The organism is Roseovarius sp. TE539, assembly GCF_003298505.1.
Taxonomy (GTDB): Bacteria; Pseudomonadota; Alphaproteobacteria; order Rhodobacterales; family Rhodobacteraceae; genus Roseovarius.
In genome coordinates this window covers 1-19,196 of record NZ_QNGB01000022.1, presented here as the reverse complement: position 1 = coordinate 19,196, position 19,196 = coordinate 1, and the positions used below count along the sequence as shown (strand labels likewise).

Genomic DNA, 19,196 nt, shown 5'->3' with positions numbered 1-19,196 from the left:
AACATTTTTTTCTAAGGATGATTGCCGCCTTGCATCCGTGTCCGCACTGCGTGATAACCTGCCGGACACAGATCGCGGGAGGGTGATATGCCACGCAGGCTGGCCGCTGGTAATTGGAAGATGAACGGAACGCGTGGCAATCTGAGCGAACTTGACGCGCTCATGGCACGCCATCCCGCCCCGTCCGTCGATCTGCTTCTTTGTCCTCCCGCCACTCTTGTGACACAGGCCGCGGACCGGGTTGCCGGGCATCCCATGTTTATCGGCGCGCAGGATTGTCATCCCGCACCGTCCGGGGCCCATACCGGCGATTTATCGGCTGCGATGCTGGCCGATGCCGGGGCCGGGGCGGTCATTCTAGGCCATTCCGAGCGGCGGGAAAATCATCATGAAACCAATGCTTTGGTCTGTGACAAGGTTATGGCTGCGCAGGCCGCCGGACTGATCGCCCTGGCGTGCATCGGCGAAACGCTGGAACAGCGCGAAGGCGGTCAGACGCTACAGGTTATCGCCGAGCAGATCGCACAGTCCCTACCCGATGGCGCGACCCCGGAAAACACCGTCATAGCCTATGAACCGGTCTGGGCCATCGGCACCGGTCTGACCCCGGAAATCGGCCAGATCGCGGAGGTGCATGATTTCCTGCGCCAGGCGCTGTCCGATCGGTTCGGCAGTGGGAATGGCAACGGGTTCCGCCTGCTCTATGGCGGGTCGGTGAAGCCCGCGAATGCCGCCGAGATTTTCGGCGTGGACAATGTCGACGGTGCACTCGTCGGTGGCGCCAGCCTTCGGGCGGATGATTTCTCTCCCATCATAGACGCGCTTGAAAACACGTGATTTCAGGTTGTTGCTTCCCGACTTTCAAGCGGGATCATGGTGGTGGACTTGATTTCCTCCATCGACAGCAGGGCAGTGACATTGTGCACTTTCACCTCTGAGATCAGGGCCTGATAAAAGGTGTCATAGGCCCGGGCGTTCGTGACCCGCACCTTCAGGATGTAATCTATATCGCCAGCCAGACGGTGGGCCTCCTGTACCTCCGGCCGGTCTTTCAACGCTTTCAGGAATGTCGCCTGCCAGGCCGCGTCGTGTTCGGACGTCCGGATGAGAACAAAGAAACACGCTTCGAATCCAAGGGCTTCCGCATCCAGGATGTAGGTCTGCTGACGTATGATACCGGCCTCGCGCATCTTGCGGATCCGATTCCAGACCGGGGTCTTGGAACTGCCCACTTTTCTGGCGATATCGTCCAGTGACTGTCCGCCGTCGCGCTGAAGCTGGACAAGGATTTTTCGATCAAGATCATCTGTGCGGACTGGCATTCCGTAAATTTCCCTCGTCTGGAACAATCAAGCCATAATGATGCCTTGGTGGAACGAGTGTTCTTATTCTGTCATCCATATGGCGAATGGGTGGGAATATTTTCTATATTACGGGGGAAGTCAATCGGATTGCCGGAGCGTCGCCATGAAGCATTTTCCAATCTTTGTCGCACTCGAGGGGCGGCGCGTCGTCCTGTCGGGCGGTGGCGAGGCCGCGCTGGCCAAGCTGCGCCTGCTCCTGAAAACCGAGGCCCGGCTGACGGTCTTCGCCCCTGCCCCGTCCGGCGAGATCGAGGCGTGGGAAGCCGCCGGCCGACTGACGCTGCACAGGCGCCGCATGCAGCCCGGTGACGCGCTTTGCGCGGCGCTGTTCTATGCTGCGGATGAGGACAGCACCGAAGACACGCGCACCGCGGCACTCGCCCGTGCGGACGGGGCGCTGGTGAACATCGTGGACAACCTGGAAGACAGCCAGTTTATCACCCCTGCCATCGTGGACCGTGATCCCGTGACCGTGGCTATCGGCACGGAGGGGGCGGCGCCGGTCCTCGCCCGGGCGATCAAGGCGGATCTCGAGGAAAGGTTGCCGGCCATGCTTGGCGCGCTGGCGCGGGTCGGAAAGGCGTTCCGCCGGGCGGCCGATGTGCTGCCCTTCGGGCGTCGGCGCCGTGATTTCTGGTCTGAATTCTATTTCAAGGAAGGCCCCCGTGCCATGGATCGAGGCGGCGAGACTGACGCCAAGGCCAGCCTTCGGGCTCTTCTGGAAAAACACCTGGCCCGGCAATCCAACACCGGCCATGTGGCATTCGTCGGGGCCGGGCCGGGAGATCCCGAGCTGTTGACCCTCAAGGCGCGCAAGGCGCTCGACACGGCCGATGTCGTGATTCACGATCGCCTTGTCACGCCCGGCATCCTTGAGCTTGCGCGGCGCGAAGCCGTCATGATCGACGCCGGCAAACAGGGTTTCGGCCCCGCCATGAAGCAGGCGGACATAAATGCACTGATAACCCGCCATGCGGCCGACGGGGCGCAGGTGGTCCGTCTCAAGGGGGGCGATCCGACGGTATTCGGCCGCCTTGACGAAGAGATCGCGGCGGTCGAGGCGGCCGGTGTCGGATGGCACGTGGTTCCGGGTATCACCGCTGCCTCCGCCAGTGTCGCCGCCATCGGGCAAAGCCTGACCCGAAGGGGGCGCAACTCGTCTGTAAGGCTGCTGACCGGGCACGACATCAAGGGCTTTGCGGATCATGACTGGACGGCGCTCGCCCGTCAGGAAGAGGTGGCCGCGATCTACATGGGCAAAAAGTCTGCGCGTTTCATTCAGGGCCGGCTTCTGATGCACGGCGCCCCGCGCGATACGCCGGTCACGATCGTCGAGAACGCCTCGCGTCCCGATCAGACCGTACTGGCCAGCACCCTTGCAACGCTGCCCGCCGATCTGAACGGCGCCGGTATCACGGGGCCTGCCCTGACCTTCTACGGTCTGGCGCCGCGCGATGTGAATGCCGGCCCCGCGGAAACCGACAAGACACCGCACCAACAGGAGCTTGCCTGACATGGCCAAACCCTTTTCCCCCAAGGTCGTGACCGCGAATGCGCTGTTGGAGGGCGATGTCGTCTATCTGACCGCCGATGACCGCTGGACACGGCATCTCTCAGAGGCCGAGATCCTTTACGACAAGGGACAGGCCGACCTGCGTCTGATGCAGGCCGACGGCCAGCCCGACGCGGTCGTGGGCGTCTATCTTGCAGAGGTGCAGCCCGGGCCGAACGGCCCCGAGCCGGCCCATTTCCGCGAGGATTTCCGCCGCACCGGCCCCTCCAACTACCCTCATGGCAAACAAGCGGAGCCTTCCGATGTATGATTACAACGAATTCGACGCCGCCTTTGTCGCCGAGCGCAACCGCCAGTTCCGCGCACAGGTGGAACGGCGCGTCGCCGGCCACCTGACGGAGGATGAATTCAGGCCGCTGCGCCTGATGAACGGGCTCTATCTCCAGCTGCACGCCTACATGCTGCGCGTGGCGATCCCCTATGGCACGCTCGACAGCCGCAAGATGCGGCAACTGGCCCATATCGCCGAGCGGTGGGACAAGGGCTATGGCCATTTCACCACCCGCCAGAACATTCAGTTCAACTGGCCAAGACTGAACGACGTGCCGGATATCCTTGATGCGCTGGCCGAGGTGGAAATGCACGCGATCCAGACCTCGGGCAACACGATCCGGAACGTCACGGCAGACCATTTCGCCGGCGCCGCGGCGGACGAGATCGCAGATCCCAGGCCGGTCGCCGAACTGATCCGGCAATGGTCCACCGACCATCCGGAATTCCAGTTCCTGCCGCGGAAATTCAAGATCGCGATCACCGGCAGCCCCAATGACCGCGCCGTGACGCGCGCTCATGACATCGGCCTGCGCATGGTCGAGCGTGACGGCAAGCCGGGCTTCGAGGTGATCGTGGGCGGCGGCCTCGGCCGGACGCCGATGATCGGCAAGGTGATCCGGGACTTCCTGCCGCAGGCCGATCTGCTGCCCTATCTGGAGGCCATCGTGAGCGTCTGGAACCTGCTGGGCCGGCGCGACAACAAGTTCAAGAGCCGGATCAAGATCACCGTGCACGAACACGGGATCGACGATATCCGCACCCGCGTGGAAGAACGGTTCGAAATGCTGCGTCCAACGTTCAGCGGTATCGACCAGACGCTTTTCAAAGAGATCAAGGCCGCCTTCGCGCCGCCGGCCCTGCACGACCGGGCGACGGCCGGATTCGAAAGCGCGTACCGGACCGATCCGGTCTTTCGTTCATGGTGCGATACCAATCTTGCCGCGCATCGCGCCCCGGATCATGCCATCGTCCAGATCAGCCTCAAGGCACACGGCGCCACCCCGGGAGACGCGAGTGCTACACAGATGCGCGTGATGGCCGATCTGGCCGAGCGGTACGGCCATGACGAATTGCGCATCAGCCACGAGCAGAACGTGATCCTGCCCCACGTGCACAAATCCGATCTGCCGGCAGTGCATGCAAGCCTTCGGGATGCGGGGCTGGCGACTGCCAATATCGGGCTTGTCAGCGACATCATCGCCTGCCCGGGGATGGATTACTGCGCTTTGGCGACTGCACGCTCGATCCCGATCGCACAGGAAATCGCGACACGGTTCGATGAACTGAAGCTGGAGCACGAGATCGGCGCATTGAAGATAAAGATCTCGGGCTGCATCAATGCCTGCGGGCACCATCATGTGGGCCATATCGGCATTCTGGGGCTCGATCGCGCGGGGGTGGAGAACTACCAGATCACACTTGGCGGGGACGGCTCGGAGGCCGCCGCACTCGGGGATCGCACCGGGCCGGGCTTTTCCGCCGCCGAGATCATCCCGGCGATCGAACGGATCGTCCATGCCTACCTGGACCACCGCACGGATCCGCAGGAGACGTTCCTGCAAACCTATCGGCGGCTTGGCATGGCGCCGTTCAAGGCCGCTCTTTACGACGAGGTCGAGGCTTATGCCGCACAATGATCTGAACGCCCGGGTTGGCGGGCTCAACAACTGGTACAGGCTGCATTCGGCGATTTCGGTGCTTGATCACGCGTTGACGGACCCCAAGGCGGGCAAGCTGGCGCTGGTGTCGAGTTTCGGGGCCGAATCCGTGGTGCTTCTTCACATGGTATCGGTTCTCCGGCGTGACACCCCGGTGATCTTTCTGGATACCGAGATGCTGTTTGCGGAAACGCTGGTCTATCAGCAGGAGGTGAGCGAGCGGTTGGGGCTGCGCGACGTGCGGGTGATCCGCGCATCCGCGACCGACCTGTCGCGCCGGGATCCGGACCGAACCCTGCACCAACGCGACACCGAAAGCTGCTGTGCGCTGCGCAAGACCGAACCGCTGAACCGCGCGCTGGAAGGTTTCGACGGCTGGATCACCGGGCGCAAGCGGTATCAGGGCGGAATGCGCGCCGACATGGATTTCTTCGAGACCGAGCCGGAAACCGGCCGCATCAAGGTCAATCCGCTGGCGCATTGGGCGCCGGGCGACGTGCGCACCTACATGGAAGAAAACCGATTGCCGCGGCATCCGCTGGTGACGAAGGGGTATCCTTCGATCGGGTGCATGCCATGCACGTCACCTGTATCCGAAGATGAAGATCCACGCGCAGGCCGTTGGCGTGGCGAGGAAAAAACCGAATGCGGTATTCACTTTGCCAATGGCCGCGTGATCCGCCAGGGAGAAAACGCATGACCGTTATCGTGAAGGACACCGGCTTTGCCGAGGAAGATCTGGACATGGCAATCGTTCCGCCGCAAGAGGCGACATCACGATCCGAAGCCGTGGACCTGCCTTCCGACACCGACCCGGCAAGCCTTGCCGCGCTGTTGCCGTCACTTGGCATGATCCGGGTGGATTTCCCGTCCTTCGCGGATGGTCGGGGCTTCACCATAGCGCGTCAGCTGCGTTTGATGGGATATCGGGGGCGCCTGCGCGCCCGCGGTCACGTCATCGCGGACCAGTACGCGATGGCCCGCCGCGCCGGGTTCGACGAGATCGAGATAAGTGACGACCTGGCCCGCCGGCAGCCGCAGGATCAGTGGCTTTTCCGGTCGGACTGGCGGGCCCATGACTATCAGTCGCGCCTTCGCGGCTGATACCCCCTTCACCTGACATGGATCAAAGATTACTAGGAGATGTCGGTTTATCGAAACCGGCAGTGGAGCCAATGAACGAGATTTCTTCCGTGACCGAAGCCAAGGCCATCAACACCCCCACCCTGCCGGACGCGCAGGAAGTGACGCAGGTGAAGCACTACACCGACCGATTGTTTTCCTTCCGTGTAACCCGCCCGCAATCCTTGCGCTTCCGATCGGGAGAATTCGTGATGCTCGGGCTGATGGGCGATCTGGACCCGAAGACAGGCAAACAGAAGCCACTGTTGCGGGCCTATTCCATCGCGTCACCGTCCTGGGACGATGAACTGGAATTCTACTCGATCAAGGTTCAGGATGGGCCGCTGACGTCGAAACTGCAGCATATCGAACCCGGTGACCAGATCATTCTGCGCCCCAAGCCCGTGGGTACTCTGGTGCATGACGCCCTGTTGCCGGGAAAGCGGATCTGGTTCTTCGCAACCGGAACCGGGATCGCCCCCTTCGCCTCGCTACTGCGCGATCCGCAGACCTATGAGGATTACGAAGAAATCATCGTCACCCACACCTGCCGGGAGGTGGGCGAGCTTCAATACGGTCAGGACATCATCGAAGGCATCCGCTCCGACGAACTGCTGGAAGAGCTGATCGGCGAAGACTTCCACGAGAAGCTGCGCTATTATCCCACGACCACCCGCGAAGAGAGCCCCAAGATGGGCCGGATCACCGATCTGATGCGCTCGGGAGAGGTGTTCGAGGATCTCGAGGTCAAGCCGCTGAGCCCCGAAACCGATCGCGCCATGGTCTGTGGCAACCTGGCCTTCAACCTCGAAATCAAGGAAATGCTGGAAGAATACGGCTTGCGCGAGGGGGCAAATTCCGCGCCACGCGAATACGTGGTCGAAAAGGCCTTCCTGGACTGAGCAGGACCGTTACCGGACACCGGGATCAACCAGGCCCGCCGCGCACCGTTCCGGTCACGCGCGGCGGGCCGTTCCATGTGCGGCAGGATCAGAGGTCGAGCGCCGCGCGAACCTTCTCCAGAGCGGCTTCGAGGGTCTCGGGATCGTTCATGGCCTTTTCGAGACCGGTCTTGAGAACGGATTTCTCGATGGCGCCCAGGCCGGACTCGTCGATCAATTCGGCAACCTTGGTCATATCGAACCCGTCAACCGTCAGCGCTTCGGGAAGATCGCCGGACGTGTCGGCGCCTGCATCCGCCTGGGTTCCGGTCTCTTCGGCGGCCGTGTCCGCGGCGGGAACGGTGTCGGCCGTGTCGGTATCCGACTCCGGCATCGCCTCGCCCGCGGCCCCTTCCGCGTCACCTGCGGCATCACCGGGCGCCACGTCTGATGCGACATCCTGTGCGGCTGCCGTATCCGCCCCTGCGTCACCGTTTCCGGTGTCCGCGCCTGAGGCCGCTTCGCCGGCCGACCCGGTCGTGTCCTCCGCCAGGTTCTCGGCGTCTTCGGCGGCCGCCCCGGCGGAGTCGGCGGCCGTCTCGGCCGGCACTTCCACCGCATCCTCGGCCGTGTCGCTGGCCGTTTCCGCAGCCTGAGCGGCGTCCTCGCTCACCTCCTCGGCGGCCTCCACCGTTTCGCCAACGCTGTCGGCGGTCGTTTCCTCGGCCACTTCGGCGGCCTCGTCTGCCTCGTCCACGGCCTCTTCCGCCATATCTGCGGCGCCCTCTGCCATGTCGGCCCCCGCTTCGCCCGCATCACCGGCAAGGTCTTCGGCGGCATCGGTTGCGGCATCCGTCGTGTCGCGCGCGGCGTCGATCGCCTCGTTCACGGCATCCGCCGCGGCATCGGCGGTGTCCTGTCCGGCCTCCTCGGCCATGTTCATCGCATCGCCCGCGGCATCAAGGGTCGTGTCGGCGGCTTCGTCGGCAACCTCGCCGGCGCTTTCCAACGTGTCCTCGGCCGCTGTTTCAACCGTCTCCGCCGTATCTGCGGCCACGTCGGCTGTTTCCTCCGCAACCTCGCCGGCCGCCTCGGAGGCATCCTCAAGGGGCTCGGGCGCGTCCACACCCTGCAGACCCTCTTCGACATCGGTGACGATTTCCTGCGGCGATTTTCCGGTGACCAGCACATAGCCGCCAACCAGGACGCCCGCGGCAAGAATGATCCAGAGCAGATTTCTCATGGTTTCCCCCAAAATAGGATTCCTGCGCGTATCAGGTTGGCGCAGGTTGCAATTTCAAGCCTCCAGATGAGGTGGAAAAAGGAAAGGCGCAAGGGAAAATATCGCTTTGGTCGGCTCACATCAGCCTATTTTGCGGCTTGAATCGCCTCGCACGCGCGTTTACCTTGCCGTTTCAACTCCGCGACACCACAGAAGGATGGAAGCCATAGCCCGCAGACCTCACAACGCGCCTCCGACGCGTGATACCGGCCCCCGAGTGAACGACAGGATACGCGCCGACGAAATTCGACTGATCGGGGCGGACGGTGACAATGTCGGGGTCGTCGCACCTTCCCGGGCAATGGAACTTGCCGAACAGGCCGGCCTCGATCTCGTCGAAATCTCCCCGAATGCCAATCCGCCGGTCTGCAAGATCATGGACTACGGCAAATACAAGTACGAACAGCAGAAGCGGGAGTCGGAGGCGCGCAAGAAGCAGAAGGTCATCGAGGTGAAGGAGGTGAAATTTCGCCCCAACACCGATACGCATGATTACGATGTGAAGATGCGTAACGTCATGAAATTCCTCGAAAACGGCGACAAGGTCAAGGTAACCCTGCGGTTTCGTGGGCGCGAGATGGCACATCAGGAACTGGGCCGCGACCTGCTGCACCGTGTGGCCGAGGACACCAAGGAAGTGGGCAAGGTCGAGAACATGCCGAAGATGGAAGGACGTCAGATGATCATGATCATCGGTCCGTCCGGCAAGTAGCACCGGACCCGTGCAGGCGCGGACTGCACCCCCCTTTGCCGCCGTGCCGCACGAGGCCGTGGTCATTCCGGCCGTTGGCATGACGCGCCGGACGCATTCAACCTGCCGTTGGAAACGAGGGTAAAGGCGGCTCCGTGGTCATTTCCCGGATCACCGACGAGTTGACGCGGGCCACCGATGCGCTTGGTGACCGAGTTTCGGGTGCGTTTCTGGAACCGGTTGTGCGTCTCGGCGTGACCGGGCTTTCGCGGGCCGGCAAGACGGTTTTCATCACCTCCCTCGTGGCAAACCTGATGGACCGTGCCCGCATGCCCGGGCTTCTGGCGGCGGCGGAAGGGCGCATCGAGGCCGCATTCTTGCAACCGCAGCCGGACGATACCGTGCCCCGCTTCGAGTATGAGGCGCATCTCGACGCATTGAGCGGAGCCGATCCCCGCTGGCCCGAAAGCACCCGCAGCGTTTCGGAACTGCGCCTGTCGCTCCGGGTGCGTCCGGCGGGGCTTCTTTCGGGGTTTCAGGGGCCGCGCACGGTTCACCTGGACATCGTCGATTATCCCGGCGAATGGCTTCTTGACCTCGAATTGCTGGACATGGATTACAGGGGGTGGTCCGCGGGTGTCCTCGAACGCATGACCGGTCGGCCCGGTGCCGACAGCTTCCTGGCGGCGGCGCACGCGGCACAGGGGCGCAAGGACTGGGACGCGACATCCATCGGCGAGCTTTCCGATCTCTACACACGCTACCTGATGACGGCGCGCGATGCCGGGTTCGCGGGCGTCGGCCCCGGCCGTTTCCTGCTGCCGGGAGAGCTGGAAGGCTCGCCCGTCGTCACCTTCGCGCCATTGCCGCCCGAACACAGCCCGCCGCGCCGAGGGCTGTGGCGCGAGATGGAGCGCCGCTTTGACGCGTATCGCAGCAAGGTGGTCCGCCCGTTCTTTCGGGATCATTTCGCGCGGATCGACCGCCAGGTGGTGCTTGTCGATACCCTTGGGGCGATCCATTCCGGGCCTCCGGCAGTGGCGGACCTGCAGGACACGATGACCGGTATCCTGTCCGCCTTCCGCCCGGGACGGAATCCGTTCCTCGCGCGGCTGCTGCGCGGCAGACGGGTGGAGCGGATCCTCTTCGCGGCCACCAAGGCGGATCACCTGCACCATTCCCAGCACGGCCGCCTGAGCGCCATCATGGAAGCCATGATGCGCCGCGCCCGCGACCGGGCGGATTTCGCCGGTGCCAGGACCGGCGCCATGGCGATCGCGTCACTGCGGGCAACCACCGAGGAAACCCGCCGGCACGGCGGGCAGACACTGGATTGCGTGCGCGGGCGCCTTCTGGACGACGGGCGGCAGGCGGCCTTTCACCCCGGTGCCCTGCCCGAGGACCCGCGCGCCATTCTCGATCCGGCAAGGCAAGGGCATGCCGCGTGGCTGGACCAGGAATTCGGCGCGATGAATTTCGCCCCTGCGCGGATCACCCTGAGGCCCGGGGAAGGTCCGCCGCATATCCGGTTGGACAGGGCCGCACAGTTCCTGATCGGGGACCGGCTATGACCCGCGGACCGATCCTGATCGACCTTGAGGACGAATCTCCGGGCCCGGCACCCGACACGGCGCCTCCGGTCCCGGCCGGGGATGCCTTCGAGGAGCCGCAGGGCCACGGCATGCAGGCCGCCGCGAGGATCGCCGCGCGCCGCCCGTCACGCCTGTCCCGGCTTTTCTGGACAGTCCTTGGCGCGTTGCTTGCAACGGTGCTGTCGGTCATGGCGTGGGATTTCGCCGCCGGTCTGATGGCGCGCAACGCGGTCCTCGGGTGGGTGGTGAGCGGGCTTGGCGCGGCGCTGTTGCTATTGCTGCTCGTGATCGCGCTGCGCGAGGCCGCCGGCCTGGCCCGTTTACGCAGGGTCGATGCGCTCGGACGCGCGGCCGAGGCGGCACTGGCGGCACGGGACCTGGATGCGGCACGGCGCGTCGTGGCGCGACTGGACGCTCTCTATGCCGGGCGCGAGGACACCCGGTGGGGCCGCGCCCGCCTGGCCGAACTGGGGGCCGATCAGTTCGATGCAGAGGCCCTCCTTCAGGTTGCCGAAACCGAGCTTCTGACACCGCTCGACACGGCTGCGACACGCGAGGTGGAAGCCGCCGCGCGTCAGGTGGCGATGGTCACCGCGCTGGTTCCGCTGGCTCTGGCCGATGTGGCAACGGCGCTGACCGCGAATGTCCGCATGATCCGGCGGGTGGCCGAGATCTATGGCGGGCGTGCGGGCACGCTGGGTGGCTGGCGGCTGACCCGTGCCGTGATGGCCCATCTGCTGGCCACCGGGGCGGTCGCGGTCGGCGACGATCTGCTGGGATCGGTTGCCGGGGGCGGGGTGTTGAGCCGGGTCTCGCGCCGCTTTGGCGAAGGGGTCGTGAACGGCGCGCTGACAGCTCGCGTGGGGGTCGCCGCGATGGAGGTCTGTCGCCCCGTCCCTTTCGGAAGCGGGCGCCGCCCTTCGGTTTCACGACTTGTCAGGCAGGCCCTCGCAGGCCTGTTTTCCGGCGCCTGAAGCGGCGTTACCCGGTGCCAGCCGCCGCCCGGGCCGCATCCGGACATCGTCACCCGCTCAGCGAAGCTTCGGCACGCCGCCCTCCAGCGTTTCGCGTTCCACCACACCGGCGCGCAGGGACCGGCCGATACGGTGTGCCAGCGCGGACCAGGCGGCGGCCTGTTCCTGCGAAAGCTCGTCCGCGAGGACCGCGTCGAACAGATCCAGCCATGCCGAGAACATTCCCGGCCTGACATTGCCCGCGCGCACATGTGCAGCCATGGGGCTGCCGTCATAGCTGCGCTCGTGCAGGATGGTGTTGGCCCAGAAATCGGCAACCTTAGCTTCATGCGCCGGCCAGTCCCCGACATGCACCGCAAAGACGGGGCCAAGACCCGGATCCGCGCGAATACGGGCATAGAATACCGCGACAACCCGTTCGATCTGCGGGCGAGTTATGTCGAAGCGGGGTGGCAGGGCGCTGCTCATGCTGGATATGTGGCGTTTCGCGGCGGTCGAGGCAAGCGATCTTGCAACTTCGCGTGCAGCATCATCCACCTTTCTGCATGCAGGCGCGCGACCGGGTGTGCCGCGGCCCCGAACCAAAGTCGGCGCGCGCCGGAAACACGGTGTTCCTTCGGGCCTCATCGCCCTCTGGACGCCGCCTGCCCCCATGCCTATAAGGCGGCCCATGATGACATGCGCAGCGATCGTCATTCGAATTACATGCCCGGCGCTCTGATCCTGTCGAGCCGCCGGGAAAAGGCGCTTGAGCCATCGCGCCGCCCCTCATCCGCATACTTGCAAGACCTGACGAAGGACGCCCCTCATGTGCGCCGAAACGCCCGAATACAAAGACACCCTCAACCTGCCCCGCACCGATTTCCCGATGCGGGCAGGCCTGCCCAAGCGTGAACCCGGCTGGCTGGACCGGTGGGAAAAGATCGGCATCTATGACCGGCTGCGGGAGAAGGAGGGGCGCGCACCGTTCACCCTGCATGACGGGCCGCCCTATGCCAATGGGCATCTTCATATCGGCCACGCGCTCAACAAGATCCTCAAGGACATGGTGGTGCGCTCCCAGCAGATGCTGGGCCATGACGCGCGCTACATCCCCGGATGGGACTGCCATGGCCTGCCGATCGAGTGGAAGATCGAACAGCGCTACCGCGAGAAGGGGCGCAACAAGGACGAGGTTGACGTGGTGGAATTCCGCCGCGAGTGCCGCGATTTCGCCGATGAGTGGATCGACGTGCAGCGTGCCGAGTTCAAGCGCCTCGGCGTCACGGGTAAATGGGAAAAGCCCTACCTGACAATGGATTACCGCGCCGAGCGGATCATCGCCGAGGAGTTCCAGAAATTCCTGATGACCGGCACCCTCTATCGCGGCTCCAAGCCGGTCATGTGGTCACCGGTGGAAAAGACCGCCCTGGCCGAGGCCGAGGTCGAGTATCACGACAAGGAAAGCTTCACCATCTGGGTGAAGTTTAGGGTTGTCACGGCATCGGCGGGCGGCTCCGTCAGCGATGCAGGCGAAAGCGACCTGCCGGGTGCAAGCGTGGTGATCTGGACCACGACCCCCTGGACGATCCCCTCCAACAAGGCGGTCGTCTATGGCGAGGACATCGCCTATGGACTCTACGAGGTGACGGGCACGCCCGGCGAGTGCTGGGCCAGTGTCGGCGACCGCTTCATCCTGGCCGACAAGCTGGCCGGCGATGTGATGAGCCGCGCGCGCCTGGAAGATGGGATGTGGAAACGTGTCCGCGATGTAAGCGCCGAGGAGCTTTCGGGCCTGTCACTCGTCCATCCCCTTGCCGGGGCCGAGGGCAGCGAGCGCGAATGGGATGACCTGCGCGATTTCCGCGCCGCCGATTTCGTCACCGACGAGGAGGGCACCGGGTTCGTCCATTGCGCCCCCTCCCACGGTATGGACGAATACCTGCTCTTCCAGGAACTGGGGATGCTCGATCAGGTCATCACCTACAACGTGCTCGACGATGGCAGTTTCCGCGAGGACCTGCCATTCTTCGGCGGCACCCGCATCCTCAAGCCCAATGGCAAGGAGGGCGACGCCAACAAGGCCGTGATCGACAAGCTCACGGAGGTCGGCGGCCTGCTGGCGCGCGGCAAGATCAAGCACAGCTATCCGCATAGCTGGCGCTCCAAGGCCCCGGTGATTTATCGCAACACGCCGCAATGGTTCGCCGCCATCGACCGCGAGGTCGGCGACGGGCAGGACGAGTACGGCAGGACGATCCGCGACCGCGCCCTGACCTCCATCGACCAACTGGTGACATGGACGCCGAAGACGGGGCGCAACCGCCTTCACTCGATGATCGAGGCGCGGCCCGACTGGGTGCTCTCGCGTCAGCGGGCCTGGGGCGTGCCGCTGACCTGTTTTGTCAGGACGGGCGCGAAACCGACCGATCCCGGTTTCCTGCTGCGGGACGAAGCGGTCAATGCCCGCATCCTGGAGGCGTTCGAGGCCGAGGGGGCGGATGCATGGTACAAGCCCGGCGCCAAGGAACGGTTCCTTGGCAACGATTACGATCCGGCCGAGTGGGAGAAGGTCGATGACATCCTCGACGTTTGGTTCGACAGCGGCTCGACCCACGCCTTCGTGCTGCGCGACCGCGAAGACGGCTCCGAGGACGGGCTGGCCGACCTCTACCTCGAAGGAACCGACCAGCATCGCGGCTGGTTCCATTCCTCGATGCTGCAGGCTTGTGGCACGATCGGCCGCGCGCCCTATCGCGGCGTGCTGACCCACGGCTTCACGCTGGACGAGAAGGGCAACAAGATGTCCAAATCGCTCGGCAACACGGTCGCGCCCGACGACGTGACAAAGCAGTACGGGGCGGACATCCTGCGGCTGTGGGTGGCGCAATCGGACTACACCGGCGACCTGCGCATCGGTCCTGAAATCCTCAAGGGGGTCGCGGACGGGTATCGCAGGCTCAGGAACACCATGCGCTTCATGCTTGGTTCTCTGGCACATTTCACACGCGAGGACCGGGTGGACCCCGCCGAGATGCCGGAACTGGAACGCTGGGTTCTGCATCGCCTGGCGGAACTCGATCACCGGGTGCGCACCGGCTATGCGGCCTATGATTTCCAAGGTGTCTTCCAGGCGCTGTTCAACTTCGCGACCGTGGAGCTAAGTGCCTTCTACTTCGACATCCGCAAGGACGCCCTCTATTGCGATGGCGACACCCACCGCCGCCGTGCCGCGCGCACGGTGCTCGACATCCTTTTCCACCGCCTGACCACCTGGCTGGCGCCGGTGCTGGTCTTCACCACCGAGGAAGTCTGGCTTGAGCGGTTTCCCGGCGAGAACAGTTCGGTGCATCTGGTCGATATTCCCGAAACGCCGGCCGACTGGCTGAATGAGCCGCTGGCCGCGAAATGGGCACAGGTCCGCCGCGCGCGGCGGGCGGTTACCGCGGCGCTCGAGGTGCAGCGTACCGACAAGGTCATCGGTGCCAGCCTCGAGGCGGCTCCGGTCGTGCATGTCCGGGATCATGAGATGCTGGAGGTCCTCAAATCCGTCAATTTCGAGGACATCTGCATCACGTCCGCGATCCGGCTCACGAACGATCCGAGCCCGGCCGAGGCGTTCCGCCTGCCCGAGATCGACGGGATCGGCGTGGTGTTCGAGAAGGCGGATGGAGACAAGTGCCTGCGGTGCTGGAAGATCCTGCCCGACGTGGGCCGCCACGCGCATCCCGGCACCTGCCGGCGCTGTTCCGAGGCACTTGGATGAAGCGAAAGGCAGGCAGACCATGAACAACAGGCCCAACAGCCGCCCTTCCCCGGCAACACGCGTGGCCCAGGCGATGCGGTTCCTGGACAGGGAAACCGGCGCCATCGTGCCGCCGGTGCAGCCCTCCGTCACCTTCGCGCGGGACGAAGCCCATGACCTGCGGCGGGACTACATGTATCGCCGTGACGGCAATCCGACCACGGAACATGCCGAGGCGATGATCGCCGAACTCGAAGGCGCGCGCGAGGCGATGCTTTTCGCGTCGGGGATGTCGGCCGCCACGGCGGTGATCGACCAGCTCGACACGGGGGCGCATGTGGTCGTGCCCGAGGTGATCTACCACGGGGTGCGCGAACAGTTCGCGACCGCCCATGCAAAGGGGCGGATCGTCCTGAGCACCTTCCTGCCCGGCAACCTGGACAGCTTGAACAGCGCCGTGCGGCCGGACGAGACACGGCTTGTCTGGGTGGAGACCCCCAACAATCCCGACTGGACCGTCACCGATATCGCCGCGGCGGCACGCATCGCCCATGGGGCCGGCGCGATGCTGCTGACCGATTGCACGGCGACGCCCCCCTGCGCCACCCGTGCACTTGACCTGGGCGCCGACATTTCCTTCCATTCGGCCACCAAGTATCTGGCCGGTCATACCGACGTCACCGCCGGGGTGCTCTCGGTTCGCGACGCCGGCACCTTCTGGGAGGGACTTGCCCACCTGCGCAAGTTGCAGGGAACCGTGTTGCATTCCTTCGATGCCTGGCTTCTGATCCGCGGAATGCGCACCCTCTACCTGCGCTATGACCGCGCAACGCGCAACGCCTTGACAATGGCGCGGCATTTTTCCGGGCACGCGGGGCTGGAGGCGGTGCTTTATCCCGGTCTGCCCGCACATCCCGGTCACGAGATCGCCGCCCGCCAGACCGGCGGGCAGTTCGGCGGTATGATGTCGGTGATCGTGAAGGGCAGCGAGCAGACGGCGATAGATGTCGTCCGCGCCTGCCGGGTCTTTTATCCCGCGACGTCGCTGGGAGGGGTCGAAAGCCTGATCGAGCACCGCAAGACGGTGTCGGGCGAAGGTTTTCCGGTTCACCCGCGATTGTTGCGTCTCTCCGTGGGTATCGAGGATGCCGAGGATCTGATCGCCGACCTGGAACAGGCGCTCGCAACCGCCGGCGCCGGCTGATCCCAGGCTCGGGCCATGCCCGGCGCCGGCGCGGATGACGGGGGCGGACCGCGGGCAAGAACCGTCAGCGCGAAATCACGATGTCCGCGCGCAACCCGCCCAATCGCTTGGACGTCGCAAGGCGCAGCATGCCGCCATGTGCGCGGGCAATGTCCGTCGCGATCGAAAGTCCCAGGCCCACGCCACTGCCCCGGTCCTGGTTTCGCGCCGGATCAAGCCGCGTGAAGGGGCGCACCGCCTCCTCACGCCGATCGGCCGGGATGCCCGGCCCGTCGTCCTCGACCCGGATGCGCAGGGATCTTTCCGACATCATGACCGAGAGTTCCGCGCGGCTGCCATACCGTACCGCGTTGTTGATAAGGTTCTCGACCGCACGCCGGATCGCCGCCCGGCGCAGCGGCACCGTGCCCTCGCCCTCGGTGCTGCGGAGCCGGGCCGGAATATTGCTGCGGGCACAATCCTCGACGATCTGGCGCACCAGCGCCACCGGGTCCACCGGTTCCGGCTCGCCCTCCGCCGCGTCACGCGCGAAGGCAAGGAACTCGTCAAGAAGCCGTTCCATTTCGTCGATATCCTGTAGCATCGGCTCGCGCTCCTCCGCATCCAGCATCGCCAGGCTGAGCCTCAGGCGGGTCAATGGCGTCCGCATGTCATGGCTGACCCCCGACAACATCAGCGTGCGCTGTTCGATCTGCCGCTCGATGCGCGCGCGCATGTCCAGGAACGCATGACCCGCCGCGCGAACCTCCACCGCCCCGGCCGGGCGATAGGGCACATGGCGGCCCCGGCCAAAGGCTTCGGCGGCGCGGGCGAGACGGGTGATCGGACGCAGCTGATTGCGCAGGTAGAAGAAGGCGATGGCCGTCATCAGAACCCCGAAGAAGACCATGTTCACAGGCAGCTGATGGGCGTTCTTGGCGGAAAGGCGCCGCCGGTCGAATTGCAGTTCAAGCGCTCTCCGGGGCAAGTCGATATACAGCCGAACGATCTGGTCGTCCGGCAGCTCCACCGCCGCCAGGTCGGGCAGAATGCGCTCGAACTCGCGAATCGCGACAGACCCCGAGAAATCATACCATCGCCTCGTATGCGTTTCGGGCAGGTCCTCCGATGGCAGGCTTCGCATTTCTATCCTCAGCGCATCCGCCATCGCCTTGCGCGCCCCGGGCGCGGCGATCGGGGTGTCGTTCTGAAGAAGAAGGTTGATCTCGCGGCTCACGGAACGGGCCATCTGCTCGGTAACGCCCTCGAAAAGCCGCTGTACCGACACGATCGAGACCACCAGCAGCAGCGTGATCACCGGCATCAGCAGGATCAGCGTGGCCCGGCCATAAAGACCGCGGGGCATATAAGGTTTGAGCCACACGAACGACATGGGCTAAACCTAGCCCGGTCCGAGCAGGAGAGGAAGAACAATGGCGCCGGAACAGGATTTCGATCCGCCAACGGGGGTCGCCGTGCCTCTGGGCGCGATGCTGCGCCGGGTGCTGGCGCCGAACCCTTCACCGATGACTTTCCGGGGCACAAATACCTATCTTCTGGGGCGTCGTGGGATCGCCGTCATCGACCCCGGACCGGACGACACGGCTCACCTCGAGGCGATCCTCGCGGCGCTGCAGCCGGGACAACGCGTGAGCCATGTGATCGTGACCCATGCCCATCTGGATCACGCCCCGCTGGCGCGCCGGCTTGCCCGTGAAACCGGTGCGCCGGTGCTGGCAAGGGGGGAGGCACAGGCCGGGCGCAGCGCGGTGATGCAGACACTTGCCAAGGGCGGGTGCGTTGCCGGCGGTGAAGGTGTGGATACGGAATTCACCCCCGATATCTCCCTGGCCGACGGGGAACGCATCAAGGGGGACGGCTGGACGCTGACCGCGCTGTGGACGCCGGGACATTTCTGCAACCATATCGCGCTGGAATACGAAGACGCCATCTTCACCGGCGATCTGGTCATGGGCTGGGCCAGTTCCCTGGTTTCGCCGCCGGATGGCGATCTGACCGATTTCATGGCCTCCTGCCGACGCCTGCGTGCGCATGACGTCAGCGTCTTTCACCCCGGCCATGGCGCCCCCGTGACCAGCCCCGCGGACCGGCTCGACTGGCTGATCGCACATCGCCAATCCCGCGAGGCCTCCATCCTGCACGCCCTGCGGGCCGGTCCGGCCAGCGCGCAAACGCTGGCCGGTGCGATCTACACCGACACGCCCCCGGCCCTCCTGCCCGCCGCAACACGCAACGTGCTGGCACACCTGATCGACCTGACCGTCCGCGAGAAGGCCGCACCCCTGGACCGGCTTTCCGCAACGGCCAGATTCGAACGTCTCTGATCGTCGCCGAAACGCTTGCATTTTTTGTGACAACCCCTCTGGACGCGCCCCGACCGGGTTGCTATACGCGCCTTCGTGTTCCGGCGTAGCTCAGCGGTAGAGCAGTTGACTGTTAATCAATTGGTCGTAGGTTCGATCCCTACCGCCGGAGCCAAAAATCCAGATTTTATAAATAAAACAATTACTTGAGATGTTACGCGCTGCGTTACGCGCCAAAAAGCGTGCCATCCTGAAAACGACTGCCGATTGGCACTTTCTGCATTTCATTGGAATGGCCGAGAATCGTTGTTCGAGAAGTCAGGTGGTCGGGACAACCTGGCCTCAGATGCATCGCATATCATCGGCCGCTGCCGCGCCAATTGAGTTTCGAGAAAATGCACATGGCGGCTCGGCTATGCGATTAGTGCTGACCTGCCCCATTTTTCAGGGCCACTCGCAAGTCGAGTCTGTTCCTCATTTGTTTGCCATCATTCGGCGGCGTGAGCAATGGGCGCAGGCGCGGAGCCATCAACTCGCTCAAGCGGCTGCGCCCAT

Annotated in this window: 17 protein-coding genes and 1 tRNA gene; 14 read left to right on the top strand and 4 right to left on the bottom strand. The window is 64.5% G+C overall.

What is annotated here, in order from left to right:
* The first annotated feature begins 87 nt into the window (after window positions 1-87).
* Complete coding sequence (tpiA, locus tag DQW77_RS13320; RefSeq protein WP_113258728.1) at window positions 88-837, top strand: triose-phosphate isomerase; 750 nt, start codon at window positions 88-90, stop codon at window positions 835-837.
* 2 nt (window positions 838-839) lie between these two features.
* Here the strand turns inward: tpiA and DQW77_RS13315 are convergent, their stop codons facing one another.
* Window positions 840-1,322, bottom strand: coding sequence for an Lrp/AsnC family transcriptional regulator (locus DQW77_RS13315; protein ID WP_113258727.1), 483 nt, complete (start codon window positions 1,320-1,322; stop codon window positions 840-842).
* Between the two features lie 145 nt (window positions 1,323-1,467).
* Here DQW77_RS13315 and cysG point away from each other — a divergent pair, with 145 nt between their 5' ends.
* The 6 genes from cysG to DQW77_RS13285 all read left to right on the top strand — a co-directional run bounded on the left by cysG (window position 1,468) and on the right by DQW77_RS13285 (window position 6,892).
* On the top strand, window positions 1,468-2,877 hold the full coding sequence (gene cysG / locus DQW77_RS13310; protein WP_113258726.1) for a siroheme synthase CysG: 1,410 nt from the start codon (window positions 1,468-1,470) through the stop codon (window positions 2,875-2,877).
* A gap of 1 nt (window position 2,878) precedes the next feature.
* Window positions 2,879-3,187, top strand: a complete 309-nt coding sequence (locus tag DQW77_RS13305) for a DUF2849 domain-containing protein (RefSeq protein ID WP_113258725.1) — start codon at window positions 2,879-2,881, stop codon at window positions 3,185-3,187.
* Window positions 3,180-4,847 carry a nitrite/sulfite reductase gene (locus DQW77_RS13300; RefSeq protein ID WP_113258724.1) on the top strand — a complete coding sequence of 556 codons (1,668 nt, stop codon included), beginning with the start codon at window positions 3,180-3,182 and terminating at the stop codon, window positions 4,845-4,847. Before DQW77_RS13305 ends, DQW77_RS13300 begins: the two co-directional genes overlap by 8 nt.
* Window positions 4,834-5,568 (top strand): phosphoadenylyl-sulfate reductase, encoded by a 735-nt coding sequence (locus DQW77_RS13295; RefSeq protein ID WP_113258723.1) that lies wholly within the window; start codon window positions 4,834-4,836, stop codon window positions 5,566-5,568. The genes DQW77_RS13300 and DQW77_RS13295 overlap by 14 nt, the downstream gene beginning before the upstream one ends.
* Window positions 5,565-5,972: a DUF934 domain-containing protein gene (locus DQW77_RS13290; RefSeq protein WP_113258722.1), complete on the top strand. Its 408-nt coding sequence runs from the start codon at window positions 5,565-5,567 to the stop codon at window positions 5,970-5,972. The genes DQW77_RS13295 and DQW77_RS13290 overlap by 4 nt, the downstream gene beginning before the upstream one ends.
* 71 nt (window positions 5,973-6,043) lie before the next feature.
* A complete protein-coding gene (locus DQW77_RS13285) occupies window positions 6,044-6,892 on the top strand; it encodes a ferredoxin--NADP reductase (protein ID WP_113258721.1) in 849 nt (282 codons plus the stop codon).
* Between the two features lie 88 nt (window positions 6,893-6,980).
* Here DQW77_RS13285 and DQW77_RS13280 read toward each other — a convergent pair whose 3' ends face one another.
* Window positions 6,981-8,114: a hypothetical protein gene (locus DQW77_RS13280; protein WP_113258720.1), complete on the bottom strand. Its 1,134-nt coding sequence runs from the start codon at window positions 8,112-8,114 to the stop codon at window positions 6,981-6,983.
* Between the two features lie 196 nt (window positions 8,115-8,310).
* Here DQW77_RS13280 and infC point away from each other — a divergent pair, with 196 nt between their 5' ends.
* The 3 genes from infC (at window position 8,311) to DQW77_RS13265 (ending at window position 11,410) form a co-directional block, all read left to right on the top strand.
* The gene (gene infC / locus DQW77_RS13275; RefSeq protein ID WP_113258719.1) at window positions 8,311-8,865 is read left to right on the top strand and encodes a translation initiation factor IF-3; all 555 of its coding nucleotides are present in this window, start codon (window positions 8,311-8,313) and stop codon (window positions 8,863-8,865) included.
* Between the two features lie 134 nt (window positions 8,866-8,999).
* Window positions 9,000-10,415: a YcjX family protein gene (locus DQW77_RS13270; protein WP_113258718.1), complete on the top strand. Its 1,416-nt coding sequence runs from the start codon at window positions 9,000-9,002 to the stop codon at window positions 10,413-10,415.
* Entirely contained in the window at window positions 10,412-11,410 is a 999-nt protein-coding gene (locus DQW77_RS13265; RefSeq protein ID WP_113258717.1) for a YcjF family protein, read from the top strand. Before DQW77_RS13270 ends, DQW77_RS13265 begins: the two co-directional genes overlap by 4 nt.
* Window positions 11,411-11,467: 57 nt before the next feature.
* Here DQW77_RS13265 and DQW77_RS13260 read toward each other — a convergent pair whose 3' ends face one another.
* A complete protein-coding gene (locus DQW77_RS13260; RefSeq protein WP_113258761.1) occupies window positions 11,468-11,878 on the bottom strand; it encodes a group III truncated hemoglobin in 411 nt (136 codons plus the stop codon).
* A 340-nt stretch (window positions 11,879-12,218) separates the two neighbouring features.
* Between DQW77_RS13260 and ileS the strand changes: the two genes are divergently transcribed.
* Together ileS and DQW77_RS13250 are read left to right on the top strand one after the other, a co-directional pair.
* Complete coding sequence (gene ileS, locus DQW77_RS13255; protein ID WP_113258716.1) at window positions 12,219-15,155, top strand: isoleucine--tRNA ligase; 2,937 nt, start codon at window positions 12,219-12,221, stop codon at window positions 15,153-15,155.
* 19 nt (window positions 15,156-15,174) lie between these two features.
* Complete coding sequence (locus tag DQW77_RS13250; RefSeq protein ID WP_113258715.1) at window positions 15,175-16,338, top strand: PLP-dependent aspartate aminotransferase family protein; 1,164 nt, start codon at window positions 15,175-15,177, stop codon at window positions 16,336-16,338.
* A gap of 64 nt (window positions 16,339-16,402) precedes the next feature.
* On the opposite strand, the gene DQW77_RS13245 is transcribed toward DQW77_RS13250, so the two are convergent.
* Entirely contained in the window at window positions 16,403-17,710 is a 1,308-nt protein-coding gene (locus DQW77_RS13245; protein ID WP_113258714.1) for an ATP-binding protein, read from the bottom strand.
* Window positions 17,711-17,750: 40 nt separating this feature from the next.
* Between DQW77_RS13245 and DQW77_RS13240 the strand changes: the two genes are divergently transcribed.
* Window positions 17,751-18,662 carry an MBL fold metallo-hydrolase gene (locus DQW77_RS13240; protein WP_113258713.1) on the top strand — a complete coding sequence of 304 codons (912 nt, stop codon included), beginning with the start codon at window positions 17,751-17,753 and terminating at the stop codon, window positions 18,660-18,662.
* Window positions 18,663-18,741: 79 nt separating this feature from the next.
* A tRNA-Asn gene (locus DQW77_RS13235) sits at window positions 18,742-18,816 on the top strand.
* The last annotated feature ends 380 nt before the right edge of the window (window positions 18,817-19,196 follow it).

Coding starts and splice junctions, on each gene's coding strand:
- tpiA (WP_113258728.1), top strand. CDS start 88: ATGCCACGCAGGCTGGCCGCTGGTAATTGGAAGATGAACGGAACGCGT.
- DQW77_RS13315 (WP_113258727.1), bottom strand. CDS start 1,322: ATGCCAGTCCGCACAGATGATCTTGATCGAAAAATCCTTGTCCAGCTT.
- cysG (WP_113258726.1), top strand. CDS start 1,468: ATGAAGCATTTTCCAATCTTTGTCGCACTCGAGGGGCGGCGCGTCGTC.
- DQW77_RS13305 (WP_113258725.1), top strand. CDS start 2,879: ATGGCCAAACCCTTTTCCCCCAAGGTCGTGACCGCGAATGCGCTGTTG.
- DQW77_RS13300 (WP_113258724.1), top strand. CDS start 3,180: ATGTATGATTACAACGAATTCGACGCCGCCTTTGTCGCCGAGCGCAAC.
- DQW77_RS13295 (WP_113258723.1), top strand. CDS start 4,834: ATGCCGCACAATGATCTGAACGCCCGGGTTGGCGGGCTCAACAACTGG.
- DQW77_RS13290 (WP_113258722.1), top strand. CDS start 5,565: ATGACCGTTATCGTGAAGGACACCGGCTTTGCCGAGGAAGATCTGGAC.
- DQW77_RS13285 (WP_113258721.1), top strand. CDS start 6,044: ATGAACGAGATTTCTTCCGTGACCGAAGCCAAGGCCATCAACACCCCC.
- DQW77_RS13280 (WP_113258720.1), bottom strand. CDS start 8,114: ATGAGAAATCTGCTCTGGATCATTCTTGCCGCGGGCGTCCTGGTTGGC.
- infC (WP_113258719.1), top strand. CDS start 8,311: ATGGAAGCCATAGCCCGCAGACCTCACAACGCGCCTCCGACGCGTGAT.
- DQW77_RS13265 (WP_113258717.1), top strand. CDS start 10,412: ATGACCCGCGGACCGATCCTGATCGACCTTGAGGACGAATCTCCGGGC.
- DQW77_RS13260 (WP_113258761.1), bottom strand. CDS start 11,878: ATGAGCAGCGCCCTGCCACCCCGCTTCGACATAACTCGCCCGCAGATC.
- ileS (WP_113258716.1), top strand. CDS start 12,219: ATGTGCGCCGAAACGCCCGAATACAAAGACACCCTCAACCTGCCCCGC.
- DQW77_RS13250 (WP_113258715.1), top strand. CDS start 15,175: ATGAACAACAGGCCCAACAGCCGCCCTTCCCCGGCAACACGCGTGGCC.
- DQW77_RS13245 (WP_113258714.1), bottom strand. CDS start 17,710: ATGTCGTTCGTGTGGCTCAAACCTTATATGCCCCGCGGTCTTTATGGC.
- DQW77_RS13240 (WP_113258713.1), top strand. CDS start 17,751: ATGGCGCCGGAACAGGATTTCGATCCGCCAACGGGGGTCGCCGTGCCT.